The organism is Vicinamibacterales bacterium (assembly GCA_035699745.1).
GTDB lineage: Bacteria > Acidobacteriota > Vicinamibacteria > Vicinamibacterales > 2-12-FULL-66-21 > JAICSD01.
Map to the genome: position 1 here is coordinate 1 of DASSPH010000014.1, position 18,059 is coordinate 18,059.

The following is an 18,059-nucleotide window of genomic DNA, read 5'->3' on the forward strand; positions in this document are numbered from 1 at the left end:
GGCGCGAGCCGTTGGCTGTATTCGGCGAGCCGGCTCTGGGCCTATACTCGGGGCTCACCAGGAGCTCGCCGATGTTACGAGTCAGAATCTGTGTCGCGGCGCTGCTGCTCTCGGCCGCGGCGGCGGCACCGTCCCGGACGCCGACGATCGATCAGTTGATATCGCTCAAGCGCGCCGGGTCGCCGGCGATCTCCCCCGACGGGCAGTTCGTCGCCTACACGGTGCGCGACACCAACTGGGACGACAACAACTACCATACCGAGATCTGGCTCGCCGAGGTGAAGACGGGCGCGCTGCGCCAGCTGACCAGCCACCCGAAGAAGTCGAGCACCTCGCCGGCCTGGTCGCCCGACGGCGCCGCCCTCGCGTTTGCCACCGACCGTGACGACAAGCGGCAGATCTATCTGATCGATCCGCGCGGCGGCGAGGCGCGCAAGCTCACTGCCGCAGAGGAGGGGATCGGTGCGTTCGCGTGGTCACCCGACGGCAAGGCGATCGCCTACGTTTCCACCGATCCGCGAACCGACGCCGACAAGGATCGCGAGAAGACGTACGGCGAGTTCGACGTGATCGGCGAAGGCTACCGGATGTCCCACCTGTGGGTGTTCGACGTCGGGTCGAAGAAGGCGCGCCGCCTGACGAGCGGCGCCTTCACCGTCGGCTCCTTCGACTGGTCGCCGGATGGCAAGGAAATCGCCTTCGATCACCGGATCAACCCGGCCAACACCAGCGGCGCGACCGCCGACATCTCGATCGTGACGGTCGCGGACGGATCGCTCCGCAAGCTCGTCGATCAGGAAGGACCCGACTCCAATCCGGTCTGGTCCCCCGACGGCCGGCAGATCGCGTTCGGCTCGCTGATGAAGAAGCCGTACTCGTTTCTCAACTACGTCATCGCGGTGATCCCGGCAGCCGGCGGCCGCATCGAAGCGCTGACCGCGTCGTTCGACGAGAATCCCTCGATCGTCGACTGGACGCGCGGCGGGTTGTTCTTCAGCGCTGCGCAGCGCACGTGGTCGTACCTGTTCAGCGTCGACCCGTCCACGAAGGCCATCCGGAAATACACCCCGGCGGAGCAGTGGATCGGATCCGGGTTCAGCCTCACGCCCGACGGCAGGTGGGCGGCATTCACCGCGGCAGACGCGTCCACGCTCGCCGAGATCTACGTCGCCCCGGTCGCCGCGGCGCTGGCGCCGCGCAAGCTGACCGACATGAGCGCCCAGGTCAGCGGGTGGTCGAACGGCGCGCACGAGGTGATCTCGTGGAAGAGCAAGGACGGCGCGACCATCGAAGGCGTCCTGCACAAGCCCGCCGGGTTCCAGCCGGGGCGCAAGTACCCCCTGCTGGTCGTCATTCACGGCGGACCGACCGCGGTGTCGCGGCCGACGGCGTTCAGCAGCACGAACATCTATCCGATCGACATCTGGACGGCGAAGGGTGCGCTGGTCCTCGAACCGAACTATCGCGGCAGCGCCGGCTACGGCGAGGCCTTCCGCTCGCTCAACGTGCGCAATCTCGGCGTCGGCGACGCGTGGGACGTCCTTTCCGGCATCGATCATCTGATCGGGCTGGGCATCGCGGACGGCGATCGCGTCGGCGCGATGGGCTGGAGCCAGGGCGGCTACATCTCGGCGTACCTGACGACCCACGACAGCGCGCGCTTCAAGGCGGTGAGCGTGGGCGCCGGCATCTCGAACTGGATGACCTACTACGTCAACACCGACATCACGCAGTTCACCCGCCACTACCTGAAAGCGACGCCGTGGGACGATCCGGACATCTATGCGAAGACGTCGCCGATGACGTACATCAAAGGGGCCAGGACGCCCACGCTGATCCAGCACGGATCGGCGGACGCGCGGGTCCCGACGCCCAACGCCTTCGAGTTGTACCGCGGCCTCCAGGATGTCGGCGCTCCCTCGAAGCTGATTATCTACAAGGGGTTCGAGGGCATCGGCCACGGGCCGAGCAAGCCCAGGTCGAGCCGGGCGGTGATGCAGCACAACCTCGACTGGTTCGACAAGTACATCTGGGGTATTTCCGGAACGGCTCACTAAACATTCGCCGCCCCCCCGTCGATAGGCGGATCGATGGGAACGATCGATATCTCGAAGCAGCTCAGCCACGCGCGCCTGGCCGCCGGTGAAGATCTCGCGGCGCTGGCCCGGCGCACGGGCGTGCGCCAGGAGAATCTGCGGGCGATCGAGGACGGCCGCTTCGCCGCCCTGCCGCCCGGCATCTACGGACGCGCCGCGATCAAGGCGTTCGCCAGCGCGTTCGGGTTCGACGGCGCCGCGATCCTGGCTGAATGCGAAGCGCTGCTGACGCCCGTGGACGAGCCGATCGCGGCGCTGGCGCGGGTCCGCGGCCTGCGGGCGCGCCCTGCCGAGCCGCCGCAATCGCGGGACCAGCCGGCAGACGATCTCGCCGGCGATACCGCGTTCCCCGGATGGCGCCATCTCGCGGCGGCGGCGATCGACGCGTGCGTCATCGCCGGACTGCTGCTCGCCATGATCGTTGCCGCACTGACGCTGCTGATCGTGCCGGTGGCGGCGCTCCGCGATTCGGGAGGGGCGTTCGCGGTGATGGGATTGCTGCTCGCCGGCGGCTACTACGTGTGTTTCGGCGGCGTGCGCGGTGCGACGGTGGGAGAACGCGCGCTGTCGATCGAACCGCGACGGCCGGGCGGACCGGCGGTCACGCTGCGCATGGTGGCCGAGCGCGCGCTGCTCGCCGCCACCGAGGACGTCCGCTGCATCGAGCGCTGGGGCGAACGCCTCGCCGAGTACGCCGAGATTCAGCGCGCCAAGCGCTCGGCGTAGCGCGCCCGCGCCTTCTCCGCCTCGACCTCACGATCGCGCGCCGGCGCCGACGTCACCAGCGAGTCCATCAGGCGGCGCGCCGCCGCCGCCACCTCGTCGACGGCGCGATTGAACGGCTCCTCGTTCGCCTTCGACGGCTTCGTGAAGCCGCTGATCTTGCGGACGAACTGCAGCGACGCCGCCCGCACCTCGTCGTCTGTCACCGGCGGCTCGAAATTGAACAGCGGCCTGATGTTCCGGCACATACCCGCAGTGTAGTATGGCGGCCATGCTGCTGCGAACTCTGCTGCTGCTCGCCGCCGGCGTCCTCGCCGCGGCGCAGCCGCCGCAATTCTCGAATCTGACCCGCTCGTTCATCAAGGTCGACGCGGCGGTGATCGCGCTCACCAACGCCCGCGTCATCGACGGCACCGGCGCGCCGGCGCGGGAGAAACAGACGCTGATCATTCGCGGCGGCAACATCGCCGAGGTGGGCGACGCGGCGCGAATCGCCGTCCCCGCCGGCGCGACGACGATCGATCTCGCCGGCAAGTCGGTCATGCCCGGGCTCGTCATGGTGCACGAGCACCTCTATTACCCGTCCGGATCGGGCGTCTACGGCCAGCTCGGCGCCAGCTTCATTCGCCTGTATCTCGCCGGCGGTGTGACGACGATGAGGACCGGCGGCAACGTGAATGGCCTGATGGACCTGAAGCTGAAACAGTTCATCGAACAGGGAACGCAGCCGGGTCCGGCGATCGACGCGACCGCGCCGTATCTGAACGGTCCGAACGGGTTCGTGCAGATGCGCGACATGAAGGACGCCGCCGAAGCGCGGAAGCACGTCGCCTACTGGGCCGACATGGGTGCGACGTCGTTCAAGGCGTACATGCAGATCACCCGCGATCAGCTGCGGGCGGCGGTGGAGGAGGCGCACGCGCGCAGGTTGAAGATCACCGGACACCTGTGCTCGGTCACGTACGCGGAGGCGGCGGAGATCGGCATCGACAATCTCGAGCACGGATTCCTCGCCGCGACCGACTTCGTTCCCGGCAAGCAGCCCGACGTCTGCCCCGGCCAGGGGGCGGGGCAGCGCACCATCGCGGCGCTCGATCCGGAGAGCGCGCCGTTCAGAACACTGATCAAGACGCTGATCGATCGCAAGGTGGCGCTGACCTCGACGCTGACCGTCTTCGAGACCTTCACGCCGGGCCGGCCGCTGCCGCCCGGGCTCGACGTGCTGCTGCCCGAGCTGAAGGCGCAGTTCGAGGCGAGCCATCGCCGAACGGCGCAGAACAAGGATTCGATCTACACGACGCTCTTTCCGAAGGCGCTCGCCCTCGAGCGCGCGTTCGTCCGCGCCGGCGGCACGTTGATCGCCGGCACCGATCCGACCGGCGGCGGCGGCGTCGTCCCCGGCTTCGCCAACCAGCGCCAGTTGGAGCTGCTGGTCGAGGCCGGGTTCACGCCGGTGGAGGCGATCCGCATCGGCACGCTCAACGGCGCGACGTACCTCGGGCGGGAGGCGCGCGTCGGATCGATCGCGCCCGGAAAGCAGGCGGACCTGGTGGTGATCGACGGCGATCCGTCGAGGACGATCGCCGAGGTGCGCAAAGTGGAGACCGTGTTCAAGCAGGGGGTCGGCTTCGATCCCGCCAAGCTGATCGCATCCGTTTCGGGAAAGGCAGGGTTGTGGTGAGCCATGTTCCAGAACAGCGCGAAGAGCGTCGCTGAGTACATCGATTCGCTGCCGGAGGATCGGCGCGCTGTCGTCCGCAAGGTGCGGTCCCTCGTCAGGCAGCACCTGCCCAGAGGCTACAAGGAGCAGATCGGCTGGGGCGCGATCACCTACGCGGTGCCCTTGAAGGCGCTGCCCGACACCTACAACGGGCAGCCGCTCTGCTATGCCGCCATCGCGGCGCAGAAGAATTCCTACACGTTGTACCTGATGAGCGTGTACGGCAACCCCGGACAGAAGAAATGGCTGGCCGGCGAGTTCAAGAAGCGCGGCAAGAAGTTCGACATGGGCAAGTCCTGCCTGCACTTCAAGTCGCTCGACGATCTGCCGCTCGACGTCGTCGGACAGGTGGTCGCCGCCACGCCGATGGACGCCTACATCGCGCACTACCGCGAGAGCCGGAAGAAGACGGCAAAGGGGAAATGATGATCGCGCCGCTGTTGTTCTCGCTGCTGCTGCAGACCCCGCCGCCGCTGCCGCAGGCGGCGGAAGCGGACTTCGTGATCAAAGATTTCCGCTTCAACTCCGGGGAGACGCTGCCGGAGCTGCGCATCCATTACCGCACGCTCGGGACGCCGCGGAAGAACGCGCAGGGGATCGTCACCAACGCGGTGCTGATCATGCACGGCACCGGCGGGAGCGGCGGACAGTTCGCCGGCCGTGGGTTCGCCGGGGAGCTGTTCCTGCCGGGGCAGCCGCTCGACGCGGCGAAGTACTACATCGTCATGCCGGACGACATCGGGCACGGCAGATCGAGCAAGCCGAGCGACGGCCTGCGCGCGAAGTTCCCGCGCTACGGCTACCAGGACATGCTGACGGCGGAATACCGGCTGCTCACCGAAGGGCTCGGCGTCAATCACCTGCGTCTGGTGATGGGCACCTCGATGGGGGGCATGCACACGTGGCTGTGGGGGGAGCGCTGGCCCGACTTCATGGACGCGCTGTTGCCGCTGGCCAGCGTGCCGGGACAGATTTCCGGGCGCAACCGCGTCTGGCGCCGCGTCGCGATCGACGCGATTCGCAACGATCCGGAGTGGCAGGGCGGCAACTACACCCGCCAGCCGCAGAGCGCGCGCACCGCGGCGCAGATGCTGTGGCTGGTGAGCAGCAACCCGGTGATCCGGCACCGGCGTGCGCCGACGCTGGCGCAGGCCGACAAGGAGATCGACGACTACGTCGCCAACTGGCTCCGCACCGGCGACGCCAACGATCAGCTCTACGCGCTGGAATCGTCGTTCGACTACGATCCCGGACCGGGGCTCGAGAAGATCGCGGCGCCGCTGCTCGCGATCAATTCAGCCGACGATCTGGTCAATCCGCCGGAGATCGGCCTGCTCGAGCAGGAGATGACGCGCGTCCGGAAGGGACGGTTCGTGATGATCCCGCTGACCGATCGCACGGCCGGTCACGGCACGCACACGCTCGCGGCGGTGTGGAAGCACCATCTGGTGGAGCTGCTCCAGGCCTCCGAGCGGTGATGCGTCAGCGCGCGGGCGGCTTGAAGCGGTAGGTCCCGTCGTCCAGGCGCTCGCGGAAGCGGCCGTGGCACTCCTGGCAGAAGGTCTGCGTCTTCGACACCGATGCCTTCACCGCGTCCCACTCGCTGCGGCCGGCGGCGGCGGCGATCGCGGCGGTTTCCCGCTTCGCGTCTTCGGTCCACTGGATGGCGTCGGGATGCGGCCGCGGCTTCCAGAACGCCGCCGCTTCACCGAATGCCTTGTTCATCACCCCGGCCTGGGCGGCGGCGTCTGCGGCGTTCGACGCCGTCACCGCCTGGCGCAGCGCGTTGAACGCCGGACCGATCTGCTTCATCTGACGGCTGAGCGCCTGTTCTTCGGGGGACATCGGCGGCGGCAGCCGCTTCGCGAGATCCGTCATGGCGCCGTTGATGATCGAGGTGGCGACGACCGCCGGGCGGCCGCGATACTTCGCGATCGCCTCGGCCGGCAACCGCGGCGCCGCATCCTTCATCCTGGCGGCGACGTCCGCCTGTTCGAACCGGATCACCTCGCCGATCACCGTGACGTAGCTGCCCTGCTGGACGGGTGCGGTCAGCAGCGGCGCGAGCACCAGCAGATCGTCCGCCCCGGCCTTCCCGCGGCCCTGCACGAGCGAGAACGCCGTGTCGCCCAGCCGTTCGCGGACCGCGGCGGTCAGCGACACCATGCCGCCGACGAATGCGTCCGGTTTCGCCGTGATGGCCGTCACGGCGACCGGCACGATGGGCTGCGGGGCGCGCCCCGGCGGCGCCGGTTGCTGCTGCTGGACGGCGCCGATCAGCACCAGCGACAATCCGGTTGCGACGATTTTTGCGGGCATCGATCCCGGACCTCGGACTCGGGCGCTGGCATTGTAAGCTACGCGCATGAAAATGCTCGCGCTCGCTCTCCTGCTGGCGGCGTCCAGCCAGCAGGCGTCCGTCAGGGAAGTGGAACTCGAGATGATGACGTGGCCGGAGCTGAAAGCGGCGATCGCATCCGGCAGGACGACGGCGCTCGTCTACACCGGCGGCACCGAACATCGCGGCCCGCAGAACGTCAACGGCGGCCACAACCTCATGGCGCGCGAGACGGTGAAGGCCATCGCGCAGAAACTGGGGAACGCGATTGCGCTGCCGGTGCTGCCCTACACGCCGAACAACGCCAGCGCCGCGCTGCCCGGGACCATCGGGCTGACCAACGAGCTGCTCGCCGCGCTCCTCGAGCGCATCAGCGAGCAGGCGATCGTCAACGGCTTCCGCAACGTGATTCTCATGGGCGATCACGGCGGCGGCCAGCCGAACGTCTACCGCGACACCGCCGCGAAGCTGAACGAGAAGTACGCGCCGCAGGGCGTCCACGTGTATTACTGCGACGACGTCTACGCGAAGCGGATGGCGGATTTCGATGCCTATCTCAAATCGCAGAACCTGCCGGCCGGCGGCCACGCGACCATCGGCGACACCTCCGAGATGCTGTATCTGGGCGGGGACAAGGGCTGGGTGCGGAAGCAGGAGATCAAGAACGCGGTGGCGCGCCCGCAGGGTGAGCCGGGCAACGGCGTGACCGGGGACGGCCGCGCGTCAACCGCCGAGCTGGGCAAGCGCGTGTTCGAGATGAAGGTCGAGTACGCCGTCCGCCAGATCCAGCAGCTGCTCCGCCCGGGGCCAGGTCTGTGAACCGGCGCCCGCCGGGGGCCAGGTCTGTGAACCGGCGCCTGCCGGGGGTCAGGTCTGTGAACCGGCGCCACCGGGGTCAGGTCTGTGAACCGGCGCCTTCCGGGGGTCAGGTCTGGAAGCCCAGGCTTTTTGCCGGTTTGCAGACCTGGCCCCACGCGGCGTGCGGGTCAGGTCTCTGAACCGGCCACAACCGGGGTCAGGTCTCCAAGCCTAGGCTTTTGCCCGTTTGCAGACCTGGCACCATGGGACGGCGGCGGCTGCCGGATCGCAGACCTGACCCCCGATTTGGGGTGCCGCCGCCGGGGGGCAGACCGTATACTCTCGGCTCAGGATGCGCCTTCCGCTCGTCACCCTCTTCGGCGCCGGCGTGGCCGCGGGCGTCGTGGCGCTGTCGACCGCTCCGGCGGCGCGATCCTCCGCTCCCGGTCCGCTGCGCCCGGTGGCGGCGCACAGTCCGGCCCCCCCGATCACCGGACGTCAGGTCATCGAGCAGTACTGCCTGCAGTGCCACGACGACGACAAGCAGAAAGGGGAGCTGACGCTCGAAGCGTTCGAGCCCGAGAAGGCCGGGGCGAACCCGGCGGTCGCGGAGAAAATCGTGCGCAAGCTGCGGGCGCACATGATGCCCCCGACGGGCGAGGAGCGCCCGCCCGACACGGCGCTGGACGCGCTCGCGGCGGCGCTCGAAACCAGGCTCGACGCCGCCGCGGATGCCAGGCCGAACCCCGGGCAGCGCACGTTCCAGCGCCTGAACCGCGCCGAATACGCCCAGGCGATCAAGGACATGTTCGGCCTGGACGTCGACGTCGCCACCTTCCTGCCCCCCGACACGATCAGCCACAACTTCGACAACATCGCGGACGTGCAGTCGATCTCGGCGACGCTGCTCGAAGGGTACCTGCGGGCCGCCTCGCAGGTCAGCCGCCTGGCGATCGGCGATCCGGACGCCAGCCCGAATTCGACGATCTACAAGATCCCGCGCATCGCCTCGCAGCTGGCGCACGTCGACGGGGCGCCGTTCGGCACCCGCGGCGGGATCTCGGTAATCCACAACTTCCCCGCCGACGGCGAGTACACGTTCCGCATGATGCTGCACTCGATCCCCACCGGGCAGCTCTATGGCAGCGCGGCGCGCGGCGAGCAGATCGAAGTCTCGGTGAACGGCTACCGGGCCGCCGTCCTCGACATCAATCAGCGGATGAGCGAGTCGGACCCGAACGGCATGAACCTGCAGACGCCGCCCATCCTGGTCAAGGCCGGCCCGCAGCGCGTCTCCGCGGCCTTCATCCAGCGGACGGACGCGCCGGTGGACGATCTGCTGGCGCCGGTGGAGCAGACGCTGGCGGACACGCAGATCGGCAGCGGCATCTCGGGCGTCACGACGCTTCCGCACCTGCGCGAATTCGCCGTCGTCGGTCCGTCGCGCGTGACCGGCGTGTCCGACACGCCGAGCCGGCGGCGCGTGTTCGTCTGCCGGCCGCTCTCGGCCGACGAAGAGATCGAATGCGCGGCAAAGATCGTCGCCACGCTCGGCGCCAGGGCGTATCGGCGGCCGCTGAGCACGGAGGATCTCGACGGGCTGCTCGCCTTCTACAAGACCGAACGCGCGAAAGGCGGCTTCGAAGCGGGCATCCGCACGGCGCTGCAGGCGCTGCTGGCGAGCCCGCATTTCATCTTCCGCCTCGAGGAGGCGCCGGCGACCGCCCGTCCCGGACAGGCGTACCCGTTGAACGGCGCCGACCTGGCGTCGCGGCTGTCGTTCTTCCTCTGGGGCGCGGGCCCCGACGACGAGCTGATGGCCGCGGCGAAGCGGGGCGCGCTCGCCACGCCGGCCGGCGTCGAGCAGCAGGCCCGCCGCATGCTCGCGGATCCGCGCGCGGCGGCGCTCTCGACCCGCTTCGCGTCGCAGTGGCTGCGGCTGCAGGACCTCGACAAGATCCATCCGGACGCGCGCCTGTATCCGCAGTTCGACGCCACGCTCGCGGACGCGATGCGGCGCGAGACCGAGCTGCTCTTCGACAGCGTCGTCCGCGAGGACCGGGATGTGCTCGATCTGCTGTCCGCCGACTACACGTTCGTGAACGAGCGGCTGGCGCGGCACTACGGCATCGCGAACGTCACCGGGCCGACGTTCCGCCGCGTTTCGATCGCCGATCCGAACCGGCGCGGCCTGTTCGGGCAGGCGAGCATTCTCACCATGACGTCGGTCGCCGATCGGACGTCGCCGGTGCTGCGCGGCAAATGGGTGCTGGAGGTGCTGATCGGGATGGCGCCGCCGCCGCCGCCGCCGAACATCCCGGCGCTCGAAGAGACGAAAGACTCGCACGGATCGCGGCTGCTGTCCGTGCGCGAGCGGATGGAAGAGCACCGCAGCAAGCCGGCGTGCCAGTCGTGCCACCGCGTCATCGATCCGATCGGGCTGGCGCTGGAGAACTTCGACGTCATCGGCATGTGGCGGATCCGCGACGGCGGCACTCCGATCGACGCGTCCGGCACGCTGTACGACGGCACGGTGTTGAGCGGACCGACCGGCCTCCGCGCCGCGATGATCCGCCACAAGGACGTCGTGCTGCGCACCTTCACCGAGAACCTGATGGCCTACAGCCTCGGGCGGCGGCTCGAGTACTTCGACATGCCGGTGGTGCGGCGGATCGTCCGCGACGCGGCGCGCGATCGCCATCGCTTCTCGTCGTTCGTCGCCGGCATCGTGAAGAGTTCCGCCTTCCGCATGAGCCGGATGCCGGACAACGTCACCGTCGATTCCGCGGCCGCCGTCAACCGCAACGCCAGGCACTGAGGACAGACATGTATCTGGAGAAAAGGCACATCTCGCGGCGCCGGGTTCTGCGCGGCATGGGGGCGACGATCGCGCTGCCGTTCCTCGACGCGATGGTGCCGGCGCGCACCGCGCTCGCCAGGACCGCGGCCGCGGGGAAGACGCGGCTGGCGTGCATCGAACAGGTGCACGGCGCCGCCGGCAGCACGCAGATCGGCCTGGCGAAGCACCTGTGGTCGCCGGCGGCGGTCGGGCGCGCCTTCGATCTCTCGCCGAGCAGCCTCTCGCCGCTCGAGCCGTTCCGCGATTACCTGACGATCATCAGCAACACCGACTGCAAGGGGGCGGAAGCGATCACGACGCCGGAGATCGGCGGCGATCACTTCCGCTCGAGCGCGGTGTTCCTGACGCAGATGCACCCGAAGCAGACCGAGGGCTCAGACGTGCGCGTCGGGATCTCGATGGATCAGATGTACGCCAGGCGGTTCGGGCAGGACACCCCGATTCCCTCGATGCAGCTCTGCATCGAGAACGTGGATCAGGCCGGCGGCTGCGCCTACGGCTACGCCTGCGTCTACACCGACACCATCAGCTGGGCGACCCCGAGCGAACCGCTGCCGATGATCAGAGATCCGCGCGCGGCGTTCGATCAGCTGTTCGGCGTCGGCGCGACGCCGGCGGAGCGCGCCGCCAACCGGCGCACCGATCGCAGCATTCTCGACTGGGTCACCGCCGAAGTGGCGCGGATCACGAAGGGGCTCGGCCCGGCGGACCGCCGCCGGCTCGATCAGTACCTCACCGAGGTGCGCGAGATCGAGCGCCGCATTCAGCGCGTCGAGTCCTACAACTCGAGCGGCGAGCCGCGCGATCTGCCGGGGGCGCCGATGGGCGTGCCGGACTCGTTCAGCGAGCACGTCAAGCTGATGTACGACCTGCAGGCGATCGCCTTCGCGGCCGACATCACCCGCGTGTTCTCCTTCAAGCTCGGTCGCGACGGGTCCGCGCGCGTCTATCCGGAGAGCGGCGCGCCGCTGCCGTTCCATCCGGCGTCGCACCACGGCGAGAACGAGCAGCGCGTGGCGCAGTTCGCGCAGATCAACAAGTACCACGTCGGCCTGGTGCCGTACTTCCTCGAGAAGCTGAAGAGCATTCACGAGGGGGATCAGACCCTGCTCGACAAGACCCTCGTGATCTACGGATCGCCGATGGGCAATTCGAACACCCACAACCACAAGCGCTGCCCGCTGTTCCTCGCCGGCCGCGCCAACGGCATGCTGAAGGGGAACCTGCACCTGAAGGCGGCCGACGGCACGCCGATGGCCAACGCGATGCTCGGGATGCTCCACGGCCTCGGCCTCGACGACATGGCGGCGTTCGGCGACAGCACCGGGGTGATGGACCTGAACGAAGTACAGACACCCGTCTGAGGTTGGCGATGCGATTGAGAGGTCTCGCGCGGGCCGCCGCGTTCGCGGCGTGCGCCGCGATGTCGATCCACGTCTCGGCCGACGGGGCGAGGGTCGCCGACGCGGCGATGAGCGCCGACGTCCGCGCGGTGCGCGCCCTGCTGACCGCCGGCGAGGACGTGAACGCCGCGCAGGGGGACGGCATGACCGCGCTGCACTGGGCGGCGCGGCGCGGCGATCTCGAGATGGTGCGCATGCTGCTCGCCGCCGGCGGACACGTGCGCGCGGCGACGAGGCTCGGCGGCTATACGCCGCTGCTGCTGGCGAGCCAGAACGGGCACGCGGAGGTCATCGAGGCGCTCGCCGCCGCCGGCGCGGACGTGAAGACGGCGACCAGCGCCGGGGTGACCGCGCTGATGCTGGCGAGCGCGGCGGGGCAGGTGCCCGCCGTCGACGCCTTGATCAAGCACGGCGCGGAGGTGAACGCCGCGGAACCGACCCGCGGTGAGACGGCGCTGATGTTCGCCGCCGCGAACCGGCGCGCCGACGTCGTCCGCGCCCTGATCGCGGCGAAGGCGGACATCAACATCGCCACCAAGGTGGTGAGCCTGCGCGCCGCACCGCCAAGTCCCGAGGAGGAAGCGTACCTTGCCGCGGTCGCGGCGGGACGCGCCGGTCGTCCCTCGACAGGCTCGGGGCAGGGCCCCTCGACAGGCTCGGCGCCGGCTCCTTCGACGAACGCAGGCCAGGCGCCCGGATCGACACCGGTGCCGGCGCCGGGAGGCCGCCAGGCGGCGACGCCGGCGATGCCCGCGCCGTCAGGCGCGCCTGCGCCGGGCGCCCCCGGCCAGGGGGACGCGCAGAGCAGCGCACCGGCGAACGCCGCGCAGGGCGGCCGACGCGGCGGCGGCCGCGGCGCAGCCGCCGGCATCGCCGGCGTGTCGCGCCCCTACACCTATGCCGAGTTGATCAACGGCCAGGGCGGGCTCACGGCGCTGTTGTTCGCCGTCCGCCAAGGGGATGCGGCCAGCGCCCTGGCGCTGCTCGACGCCGGCGCGCCGATCGACCAGCCGACGGGCGGCGACGGCACCTCGCCGCTGTTGCTCGCCGTCATCAACGGGCACTTCGATCTCGCGGCGGCGCTGCTCGAGCGCGGCGCCAATCCGTCGCTCGCCAGCGACAACGGCGTGACTCCGCTCTACGCCGCGCTCAACGTGCAGTGGGCGCCGCGCGCGCTCTATCCCCAGCCGCGGACGTACCTGCAGCAGAAGCTGACCTATCTCGAGCTGATGAAGAAGCTGCTGGAGAAGGGCGTCGATCCCAACGTCCGTCTCACCAAGAAGGTCTGGTACCAGGAATACAACTTCCCGCTGCTCGGCGTCGACGAGATCGGCGCGACGCCGTTCTGGCGCGCCGCGTATGCCGCCGACGTCGAGGCGATGAAGCTGCTCGTCGCAAACGGCGCGGATCCGAACGTCCCCACGATCAAGCCGGCCGGCCGGCCGCGCACCGGCGACGCCGCCGGCCGCGAGACGATCGAAGACATCTCCGGGCTGCCGCCGGTCCCGATTGCCGGCCCGGGCATTCCGCCGCTGCAGGCAGCCGCGGGGTCGGGCTATGGCGAGGGGTTCGCCGGCAACTCGCATCGCACCGCGCCCGGCGGGTTCCTGCCGGCGGTGACGTATCTCGTCGAGGAGCTGCACGCCGACGTCAACGGCCGCGACCACGAAGGCAACACGGCGCTGCACCATGCCGCGGCCCGCGGCGACGTGCCGATGATCGAGTACCTGGTGTCGAAAGGGGCCGACGTGAAGGCGGTGAACCGCGCCGGCGAAACCACCGCCGACATGGCGAACAGTCCGGTCTCGCGCATCGAGCCGTATCCCGAGGCGATCGCGCTCCTGGTGAAGCTGGGTGCGAAGAACAACGGCAAGTGCAAGGCGTGTAGCTGAGTCGCGTCAACTCCCAACGCCCAACGCCCAACGCCCAGCTCCCCGCCGAGGGCTGCTGACGGACGGCTGATGTCCGCTACGTGCGCTCCGCGCTCACTCGCGGCGGCCGGGTTCCCGTAGGAAGTGCATCAGTTCCTCGGGTTCGAGGTCGGAGCCGCGCACGAACCCGGCAGGACGTCGCTTCGTCTTCGGCGCCAGGATCCACGCTTTCTCCACCAGCTCCTGATAAGACGGCGTCGTCGCGTCGACGTAGTCCGTGCACGACGTGACTTTGAAATCGATGCGCACGGCTTCCATCGCCATCGCGCTGCAGAAGACGATCTCTTCGTCGAGCCGCCGGCCACGAACGATGCGTGCGCAACGGCACCGTTCGCAGAGATTCTGCGCTTCCTGAACGCGGGTGCCGCCGTGGATCTTGATCAACATCTCTCGCTCCTCTCACTCCAGCGGGGGCACGAAGATCCGGTCAGCCTCATAGGTGTTGTGGGCCCGGCACCGCAGCTCGATGTTCCCGGTCGTTGCCGATCCTCCGTCGGCGAAGGGGACGACGTGGTGGTATTCGAGAAAGGCTTCTTCGCCGCACCGGCCGGACGTGCCGACGAAGGCGCAACGACCGTTGTCACGTTTCCAGACTTCGCGTTTGACGGCTGCGGGGATATGGCGAGTGCGTGCCGGCTGCGGGACGAGTGCTCGCGGCCGCTCCGTTGAGGCCAGCTTGTGTTTCTCGAGAGACGCCAACAACAGATCGAGCGCCCGTTCCAGGATCTTCGCCGGATCGGCATCCGGGAAGGTGTGGCGCATGAGCGCCTCAGCGCGCCGGAGCTTGGCGTGAAACTCGCAGGACGCAGTGAACTGAAAGACGAAACGACCCGGCGACGAGGGGATCGCCGAGACGAGCGTCGGCACGTCAGGCCGCGGTCGCTCGGCAGCGACGAGCAGCTCGACCTCGCGTTTGCTCTTTTCGTGCGCCGCCTCCAGCATTCGCGTCTGGTTGGCCGATGTGAGCACAGGTGCGAGCAGCCGAATCGTCGAGAGCGTAAGCGACCCTTCGCCAAGCCGGTCGATGATGGCAGGGAAGCGAGAAGCCGCACGGGCCGCTGCGATCCGGTTGTAGGCGGCGTGCTCGGACAGATGGAGGACCGCCGTGCAGTACACGAAGAGCGAGGAGAAACCCATGGGAAGGTACAGCCTGCGCCGTTCCGTCTCCACCAGCGCGGCGACCAGTTCGGCCGTCGCCTCCCGCTCGCGCGCCACAAGAGCGCTCAGACGGTTCAGAAGTGCGTCGTCGCTCAACTCGGCGAATATCGAGTACTTGTCAGTCATGACGGATTGCCGGGGTATCACTCGCCCCGGGGCGAGTGGGCGAGTGATGACCGTCGGCGTCAGCGCTCTTGCAGTCCGGCTGCCAAGGTGGTTCCCGCGAAATTGTTCCAGAATTCGCACCAGCGTTCGCATTTGCATCCGCAGTCGCGCGTTCCTTGCGCACCGGCGCAGCGGCGCGGATCGCAGAGGCTGCGTACTCCCATGCCGGCGCGATACGCTGCTCCGTGTTCGCGCAGAGACGATCGAACGTAGCGTCGGAACTGTGCCGCGACGCGGAGGGCAATGAAGAGCGGAGAAGGCATCTCGGATGCCGACGAACGACGGATCGTCGAGCTGCTCGATCGAGACGTGGCGGCCACGGTCGCGACGGACTGCCATGATCTGATCGTCGACGCCGCGGCGCGTGCGCGCCTGTTGTGCGGGAGCGATGCTTATAGGAACCGCGTCGTCGAGACCGTGCAGCAGCGCCTCCATGACGAGTTCATCGACGTCACCTGGCCAGCCTGCCCGCACCACCCGAACCACCCGCTCTGGCTCGTCGACGGCCACTGGACCTGCACGCAAGCAGGCCTTGTGATTGCCCCACTCGGGGAGTTGCGAAAGCGATGACGGCGCCCCGCGGCTTCTCCGTGCATCCTCAGGTGTTCGCTGTCGAAGAGATGCGTCAACTCGGCGTCGAGTTGGAGAGGGCAGCGCTCGCGCGCAGCCGCGCCGGAGCCCGAACGTCCTCAGCGTTCCCGCGGTGCGCGTCCTCGCCGATGATCCCCGGCTCCACCATCTCGCCCAGCCGTACGTCGGCGCCGCTGCGACCCCATTCCGCGCCACGCTCTTTGACAAGTCACCAGCGTCGAATTGGCTTGTTGCGTGGCACCAGGATCTATCGTTGCCGGTGATGGCGCGCACCGACGATCCAGAGTGGGGGCCGTGGTCCACGAAGGCAGGGCAGCTCTATGCGATCGCGCCCGGTGCGGCGCTGGAGCAGGTTGTGGCGCTTCGCGTTCATCTGGACGACTCGACGCTGGCCAACGGCCCTCTGCGCGTGTTGCCCTCGACCCACGACCGCGGTGTCCTCCACGACATCGAGGTGCAGCGGCTGGCGAGAACGATCGCGCCTGTCGACTGCATCTGTGCCTGTGGCGGCGTGATCGCGATGCGCCCGCTGGTCATCCACGCGTCTTCGAAGGCCACCGGCGAACGACCGCGGCGCGTACTGCACATCGAGTACGCGGCGTCGCTCGAGCTTTCAGGAATCCGGCTGGCGATCGCAGAACCGGGCCAGTTCCCAACCAGGACGCTGCTGGGATAGTCTGAATACTGCCAGCGCCTGAAGGAGAGATCCTTCATGGCAGCCCCTCGTCCGTTCGCCCGTCTCGTCGCGTTCGGTTTCGCGATGACGCTTGCCGCCGTCGCGCTGGTGGCGCTGCGCGCACCGGCGGTCCGCGCCTCCACGCCCGAGGAAGTCACGCTTGCCGCCGGCACCTCGATCCATCTGGCGACGCCGGCGTTCCTCACCGTCGGGAAGCGCTATGCGTTCACCTGGCCGGGCGGCGGCCCGCCGCAGACGTTCGTGATCAAGAGCAAGCGCGGCGACGGATGGGTCCTCGTCGAGGTCGCGGACGAGAACACCCGGCCGGAGCTCTACATCCCCGGCGAGTTTCCGACGCGCTGGCTGCACGCGGCGCTGGCCGTCTCGATCCAGGAGATGCGACCGCTGCCTTGACGCGGAACCGAGCCAACTCCCAGTTCCCAGACGGCCAACCGCCGGGCTGTCATCCGCAGAGGCCACCTGCCAGCGGCCGCCGGCGCAGGCGCGCCTTTTCCGGCCTGTTTTTCGCAGAACCTGCGTGGCACCCCCGTTGCTGAATCGTGAGGCAGCAAGAAGGGAGTGTCTGCACTCATGCGAAAACTGATGCTTCTCGGCGCCGCTCTGCTCGTATGGCCCGCGGCGGCCCACGCGCAGTCGGGCAACAACGACATCCAGGGCTTCGGCGGGCTCACCGTCGGCACCTCGACGTTCGGCAGCGCCGCGTCGCCGACGTTCGGCGGCCGCGTCGGTGTCGGGCTGACCGATCACATTCAGCTGGTCGGCGAAGCAGGGCGCCTCGCGGACATCTCGTCGCCGCTGTTCGATCTGCTCGACTTCACCGACGTCGGCGTCAGCGTCTCGGCGTTCTACGGTGAAGGCGGCGTCCGCTTCATCGCGTCGCCGCACTCGGCGGTCCGCCCCTATGCGGAAGCGACCGCGGGCTTCGCGCGGCTGAACGCCGGAATCTCCGGCATCGGCGGCACCGCCGGCGCGGTCGTCAACACGGCGCTGAACGCGCTCAATCGCACGGAGCCGATGCTCGGAGCGGGCGCCGGTGTCGTCCTGCAGGGCGGACCGGTGTCGGTGGACTTCGGCTACCGCTACAAGCAGATCTCGTCCGGCAACGCGATCACCTCGGCGCTGAATGCGGGCAATCCGTACAAGGTGAACCAGGTGCGGGTCGGGATCGGTTTCCGGTTCTAGCGGGTTCGCCAGCAGAGCGAGTCGATGACGCGGTCGAGGATCCCGGCCGCGTCACGCGTCACGCCGTCGTAGCGCACCGTTTCGTTGAACACGCCGACGAAAGTACGTGCCGTCAGTGCGGCGGCCGCGATATTCCTTCCCGTTGGATTCGAGCCACCACGCCGCCGGCCGCGAGCGTCAGCCACGGCGTGACAGCGAGCGAGACGATGAGGCCGCGCATGGCGGAGGCAATGATACGCCGCCGGGCGCCGAGTGTCTCGCGATCTTGTATTAGAGTGTGCCGATGCGACGCCACTTTTTCGCTCTCAGCCTCGTCACCGCCGCCGGTTTCGCACTGCTCAATGCCCAGACGGCGTCGCAACCACCCGCGCAGCCGGTGCGTTCACCCACCCGCCCC

17 protein-coding genes are annotated in these 18,059 nt (G+C 68.8%); 13 read left to right on the plus strand and 4 right to left on the minus strand.

The genetic code is table 11. The features are described from left to right. Positions 1-71 precede the first annotated feature (71 nt). Both VFK57_02130 and VFK57_02135 read left to right on the plus strand, forming a co-directional pair. Positions 72-2,057 (plus strand): S9 family peptidase, encoded by a 1,986-nt coding sequence (locus VFK57_02130; protein HET7694480.1) that lies wholly within the window; start codon positions 72-74, stop codon positions 2,055-2,057. Between the two features lie 33 nt (positions 2,058-2,090). Continuing rightward, positions 2,091-2,822, plus strand: a complete 732-nt coding sequence (locus tag VFK57_02135) for a helix-turn-helix domain-containing protein (protein HET7694481.1) — start codon at positions 2,091-2,093, stop codon at positions 2,820-2,822. Here VFK57_02135 and VFK57_02140 read toward each other — a convergent pair. Beyond that, positions 2,798-3,067: a DUF2277 domain-containing protein gene (locus VFK57_02140; protein HET7694482.1), complete on the minus strand. Its 270-nt coding sequence runs from the start codon at positions 3,065-3,067 to the stop codon at positions 2,798-2,800. The two genes, VFK57_02135 and VFK57_02140, sit on opposite strands and share 25 nt — an antisense overlap. Before the next feature lie 23 nt (positions 3,068-3,090). Between VFK57_02140 and VFK57_02145 the strand changes: the two genes are divergently transcribed. From VFK57_02145 to VFK57_02155, 3 genes are read left to right on the plus strand one after another with little or no spacing between them, the layout of a single operon-like run. Further along, on the plus strand, positions 3,091-4,500 hold the full coding sequence (locus VFK57_02145) for an amidohydrolase family protein (GenBank protein ID HET7694483.1): 1,410 nt from the start codon (positions 3,091-3,093) through the stop codon (positions 4,498-4,500). A gap of 3 nt (positions 4,501-4,503) precedes the next feature. Continuing rightward, on the plus strand, positions 4,504-4,965 hold the full coding sequence (locus VFK57_02150) for a DUF1801 domain-containing protein (protein ID HET7694484.1): 462 nt from the start codon (positions 4,504-4,506) through the stop codon (positions 4,963-4,965). Beyond that, positions 4,965-6,017, plus strand: a complete 1,053-nt coding sequence (locus VFK57_02155) for an alpha/beta fold hydrolase (protein HET7694485.1) — start codon at positions 4,965-4,967, stop codon at positions 6,015-6,017. The genes VFK57_02150 and VFK57_02155 overlap by 1 nt, the downstream gene beginning before the upstream one ends. A gap of 4 nt (positions 6,018-6,021) precedes the next feature. Here the strand turns inward: VFK57_02155 and VFK57_02160 are convergent, their stop codons facing one another. Next, on the minus strand, positions 6,022-6,858 hold the full coding sequence (locus tag VFK57_02160) for a hypothetical protein (protein HET7694486.1): 837 nt from the start codon (positions 6,856-6,858) through the stop codon (positions 6,022-6,024). A gap of 46 nt (positions 6,859-6,904) precedes the next feature. Between VFK57_02160 and VFK57_02165 the strand changes: the two genes are divergently transcribed. The 4 genes from VFK57_02165 to VFK57_02180 all read left to right on the plus strand — a co-directional run bounded on the left by VFK57_02165 (position 6,905) and on the right by VFK57_02180 (position 13,830). Continuing rightward, complete coding sequence (locus tag VFK57_02165) at positions 6,905-7,696, plus strand: creatininase family protein (GenBank protein ID HET7694487.1); 792 nt, start codon at positions 6,905-6,907, stop codon at positions 7,694-7,696. 331 nt (positions 7,697-8,027) lie between these two features. Beyond that, positions 8,028-10,493 (plus strand): DUF1592 domain-containing protein, encoded by a 2,466-nt coding sequence (locus VFK57_02170; GenBank protein HET7694488.1) that lies wholly within the window; start codon positions 8,028-8,030, stop codon positions 10,491-10,493. Positions 10,494-10,501: 8 nt separating this feature from the next. After that, on the plus strand, positions 10,502-11,899 hold the full coding sequence (locus tag VFK57_02175; GenBank protein ID HET7694489.1) for a DUF1552 domain-containing protein: 1,398 nt from the start codon (positions 10,502-10,504) through the stop codon (positions 11,897-11,899). Between the two features lie 8 nt (positions 11,900-11,907). Continuing rightward, positions 11,908-13,830, plus strand: coding sequence for an ankyrin repeat domain-containing protein (locus VFK57_02180; protein HET7694490.1), 1,923 nt, complete (start codon positions 11,908-11,910; stop codon positions 13,828-13,830). Positions 13,831-13,923: 93 nt separating this feature from the next. Here VFK57_02180 and VFK57_02185 read toward each other — a convergent pair whose 3' ends face one another. Next, positions 13,924-14,256 carry a hypothetical protein gene (locus VFK57_02185; GenBank protein ID HET7694491.1) on the minus strand — a complete coding sequence of 111 codons (333 nt, stop codon included), beginning with the start codon at positions 14,254-14,256 and terminating at the stop codon, positions 13,924-13,926. Between the two features lie 12 nt (positions 14,257-14,268). Next, entirely contained in the window at positions 14,269-15,153 is an 885-nt protein-coding gene (locus VFK57_02190) for an HNH endonuclease signature motif containing protein (protein HET7694492.1), read from the minus strand. Between the two features lie 282 nt (positions 15,154-15,435). On the opposite strand from VFK57_02190, the gene VFK57_02195 reads away from it, so the two are divergent. The 4 genes from VFK57_02195 to VFK57_02210 all read left to right on the plus strand — a co-directional run bounded on the left by VFK57_02195 (position 15,436) and on the right by VFK57_02210 (position 17,662). After that, positions 15,436-15,762: a hypothetical protein gene (locus tag VFK57_02195; GenBank protein HET7694493.1), complete on the plus strand. Its 327-nt coding sequence runs from the start codon at positions 15,436-15,438 to the stop codon at positions 15,760-15,762. Between the two features lie 133 nt (positions 15,763-15,895). Continuing rightward, entirely contained in the window at positions 15,896-16,459 is a 564-nt protein-coding gene (locus VFK57_02200; GenBank protein ID HET7694494.1) for a phytanoyl-CoA dioxygenase family protein, read from the plus strand. Between the two features lie 36 nt (positions 16,460-16,495). Beyond that, positions 16,496-16,873 carry a hypothetical protein gene (locus VFK57_02205; GenBank protein HET7694495.1) on the plus strand — a complete coding sequence of 126 codons (378 nt, stop codon included), beginning with the start codon at positions 16,496-16,498 and terminating at the stop codon, positions 16,871-16,873. Between the two features lie 177 nt (positions 16,874-17,050). Beyond that, positions 17,051-17,662 (plus strand): outer membrane beta-barrel protein, encoded by a 612-nt coding sequence (locus VFK57_02210; protein HET7694496.1) that lies wholly within the window; start codon positions 17,051-17,053, stop codon positions 17,660-17,662. The last annotated feature ends 397 nt before the right edge of the window (positions 17,663-18,059 follow it).

Coding starts and splice junctions, on each gene's coding strand:
- VFK57_02130 (HET7694480.1), top strand. CDS start 72: ATGTTACGAGTCAGAATCTGTGTCGCGGCGCTGCTGCTCTCGGCCGCG.
- VFK57_02135 (HET7694481.1), top strand. CDS start 2,091: ATGGGAACGATCGATATCTCGAAGCAGCTCAGCCACGCGCGCCTGGCC.
- VFK57_02140 (HET7694482.1), bottom strand. CDS start 3,067: ATGTGCCGGAACATCAGGCCGCTGTTCAATTTCGAGCCGCCGGTGACA.
- VFK57_02145 (HET7694483.1), top strand. CDS start 3,091: ATGCTGCTGCGAACTCTGCTGCTGCTCGCCGCCGGCGTCCTCGCCGCG.
- VFK57_02150 (HET7694484.1), top strand. CDS start 4,504: ATGTTCCAGAACAGCGCGAAGAGCGTCGCTGAGTACATCGATTCGCTG.
- VFK57_02155 (HET7694485.1), top strand. CDS start 4,965: ATGATCGCGCCGCTGTTGTTCTCGCTGCTGCTGCAGACCCCGCCGCCG.
- VFK57_02160 (HET7694486.1), bottom strand. CDS start 6,858: ATGCCCGCAAAAATCGTCGCAACCGGATTGTCGCTGGTGCTGATCGGC.
- VFK57_02165 (HET7694487.1), top strand. CDS start 6,905: ATGAAAATGCTCGCGCTCGCTCTCCTGCTGGCGGCGTCCAGCCAGCAG.
- VFK57_02170 (HET7694488.1), top strand. CDS start 8,028: ATGCGCCTTCCGCTCGTCACCCTCTTCGGCGCCGGCGTGGCCGCGGGC.
- VFK57_02175 (HET7694489.1), top strand. CDS start 10,502: ATGTATCTGGAGAAAAGGCACATCTCGCGGCGCCGGGTTCTGCGCGGC.
- VFK57_02180 (HET7694490.1), top strand. CDS start 11,908: ATGCGATTGAGAGGTCTCGCGCGGGCCGCCGCGTTCGCGGCGTGCGCC.
- VFK57_02185 (HET7694491.1), bottom strand. CDS start 14,256: ATGTTGATCAAGATCCACGGCGGCACCCGCGTTCAGGAAGCGCAGAAT.
- VFK57_02190 (HET7694492.1), bottom strand. CDS start 15,153: ATGACTGACAAGTACTCGATATTCGCCGAGTTGAGCGACGACGCACTT.
- VFK57_02195 (HET7694493.1), top strand. CDS start 15,436: ATGAAGAGCGGAGAAGGCATCTCGGATGCCGACGAACGACGGATCGTC.
- VFK57_02205 (HET7694495.1), top strand. CDS start 16,496: ATGGCAGCCCCTCGTCCGTTCGCCCGTCTCGTCGCGTTCGGTTTCGCG.
- VFK57_02210 (HET7694496.1), top strand. CDS start 17,051: ATGCGAAAACTGATGCTTCTCGGCGCCGCTCTGCTCGTATGGCCCGCG.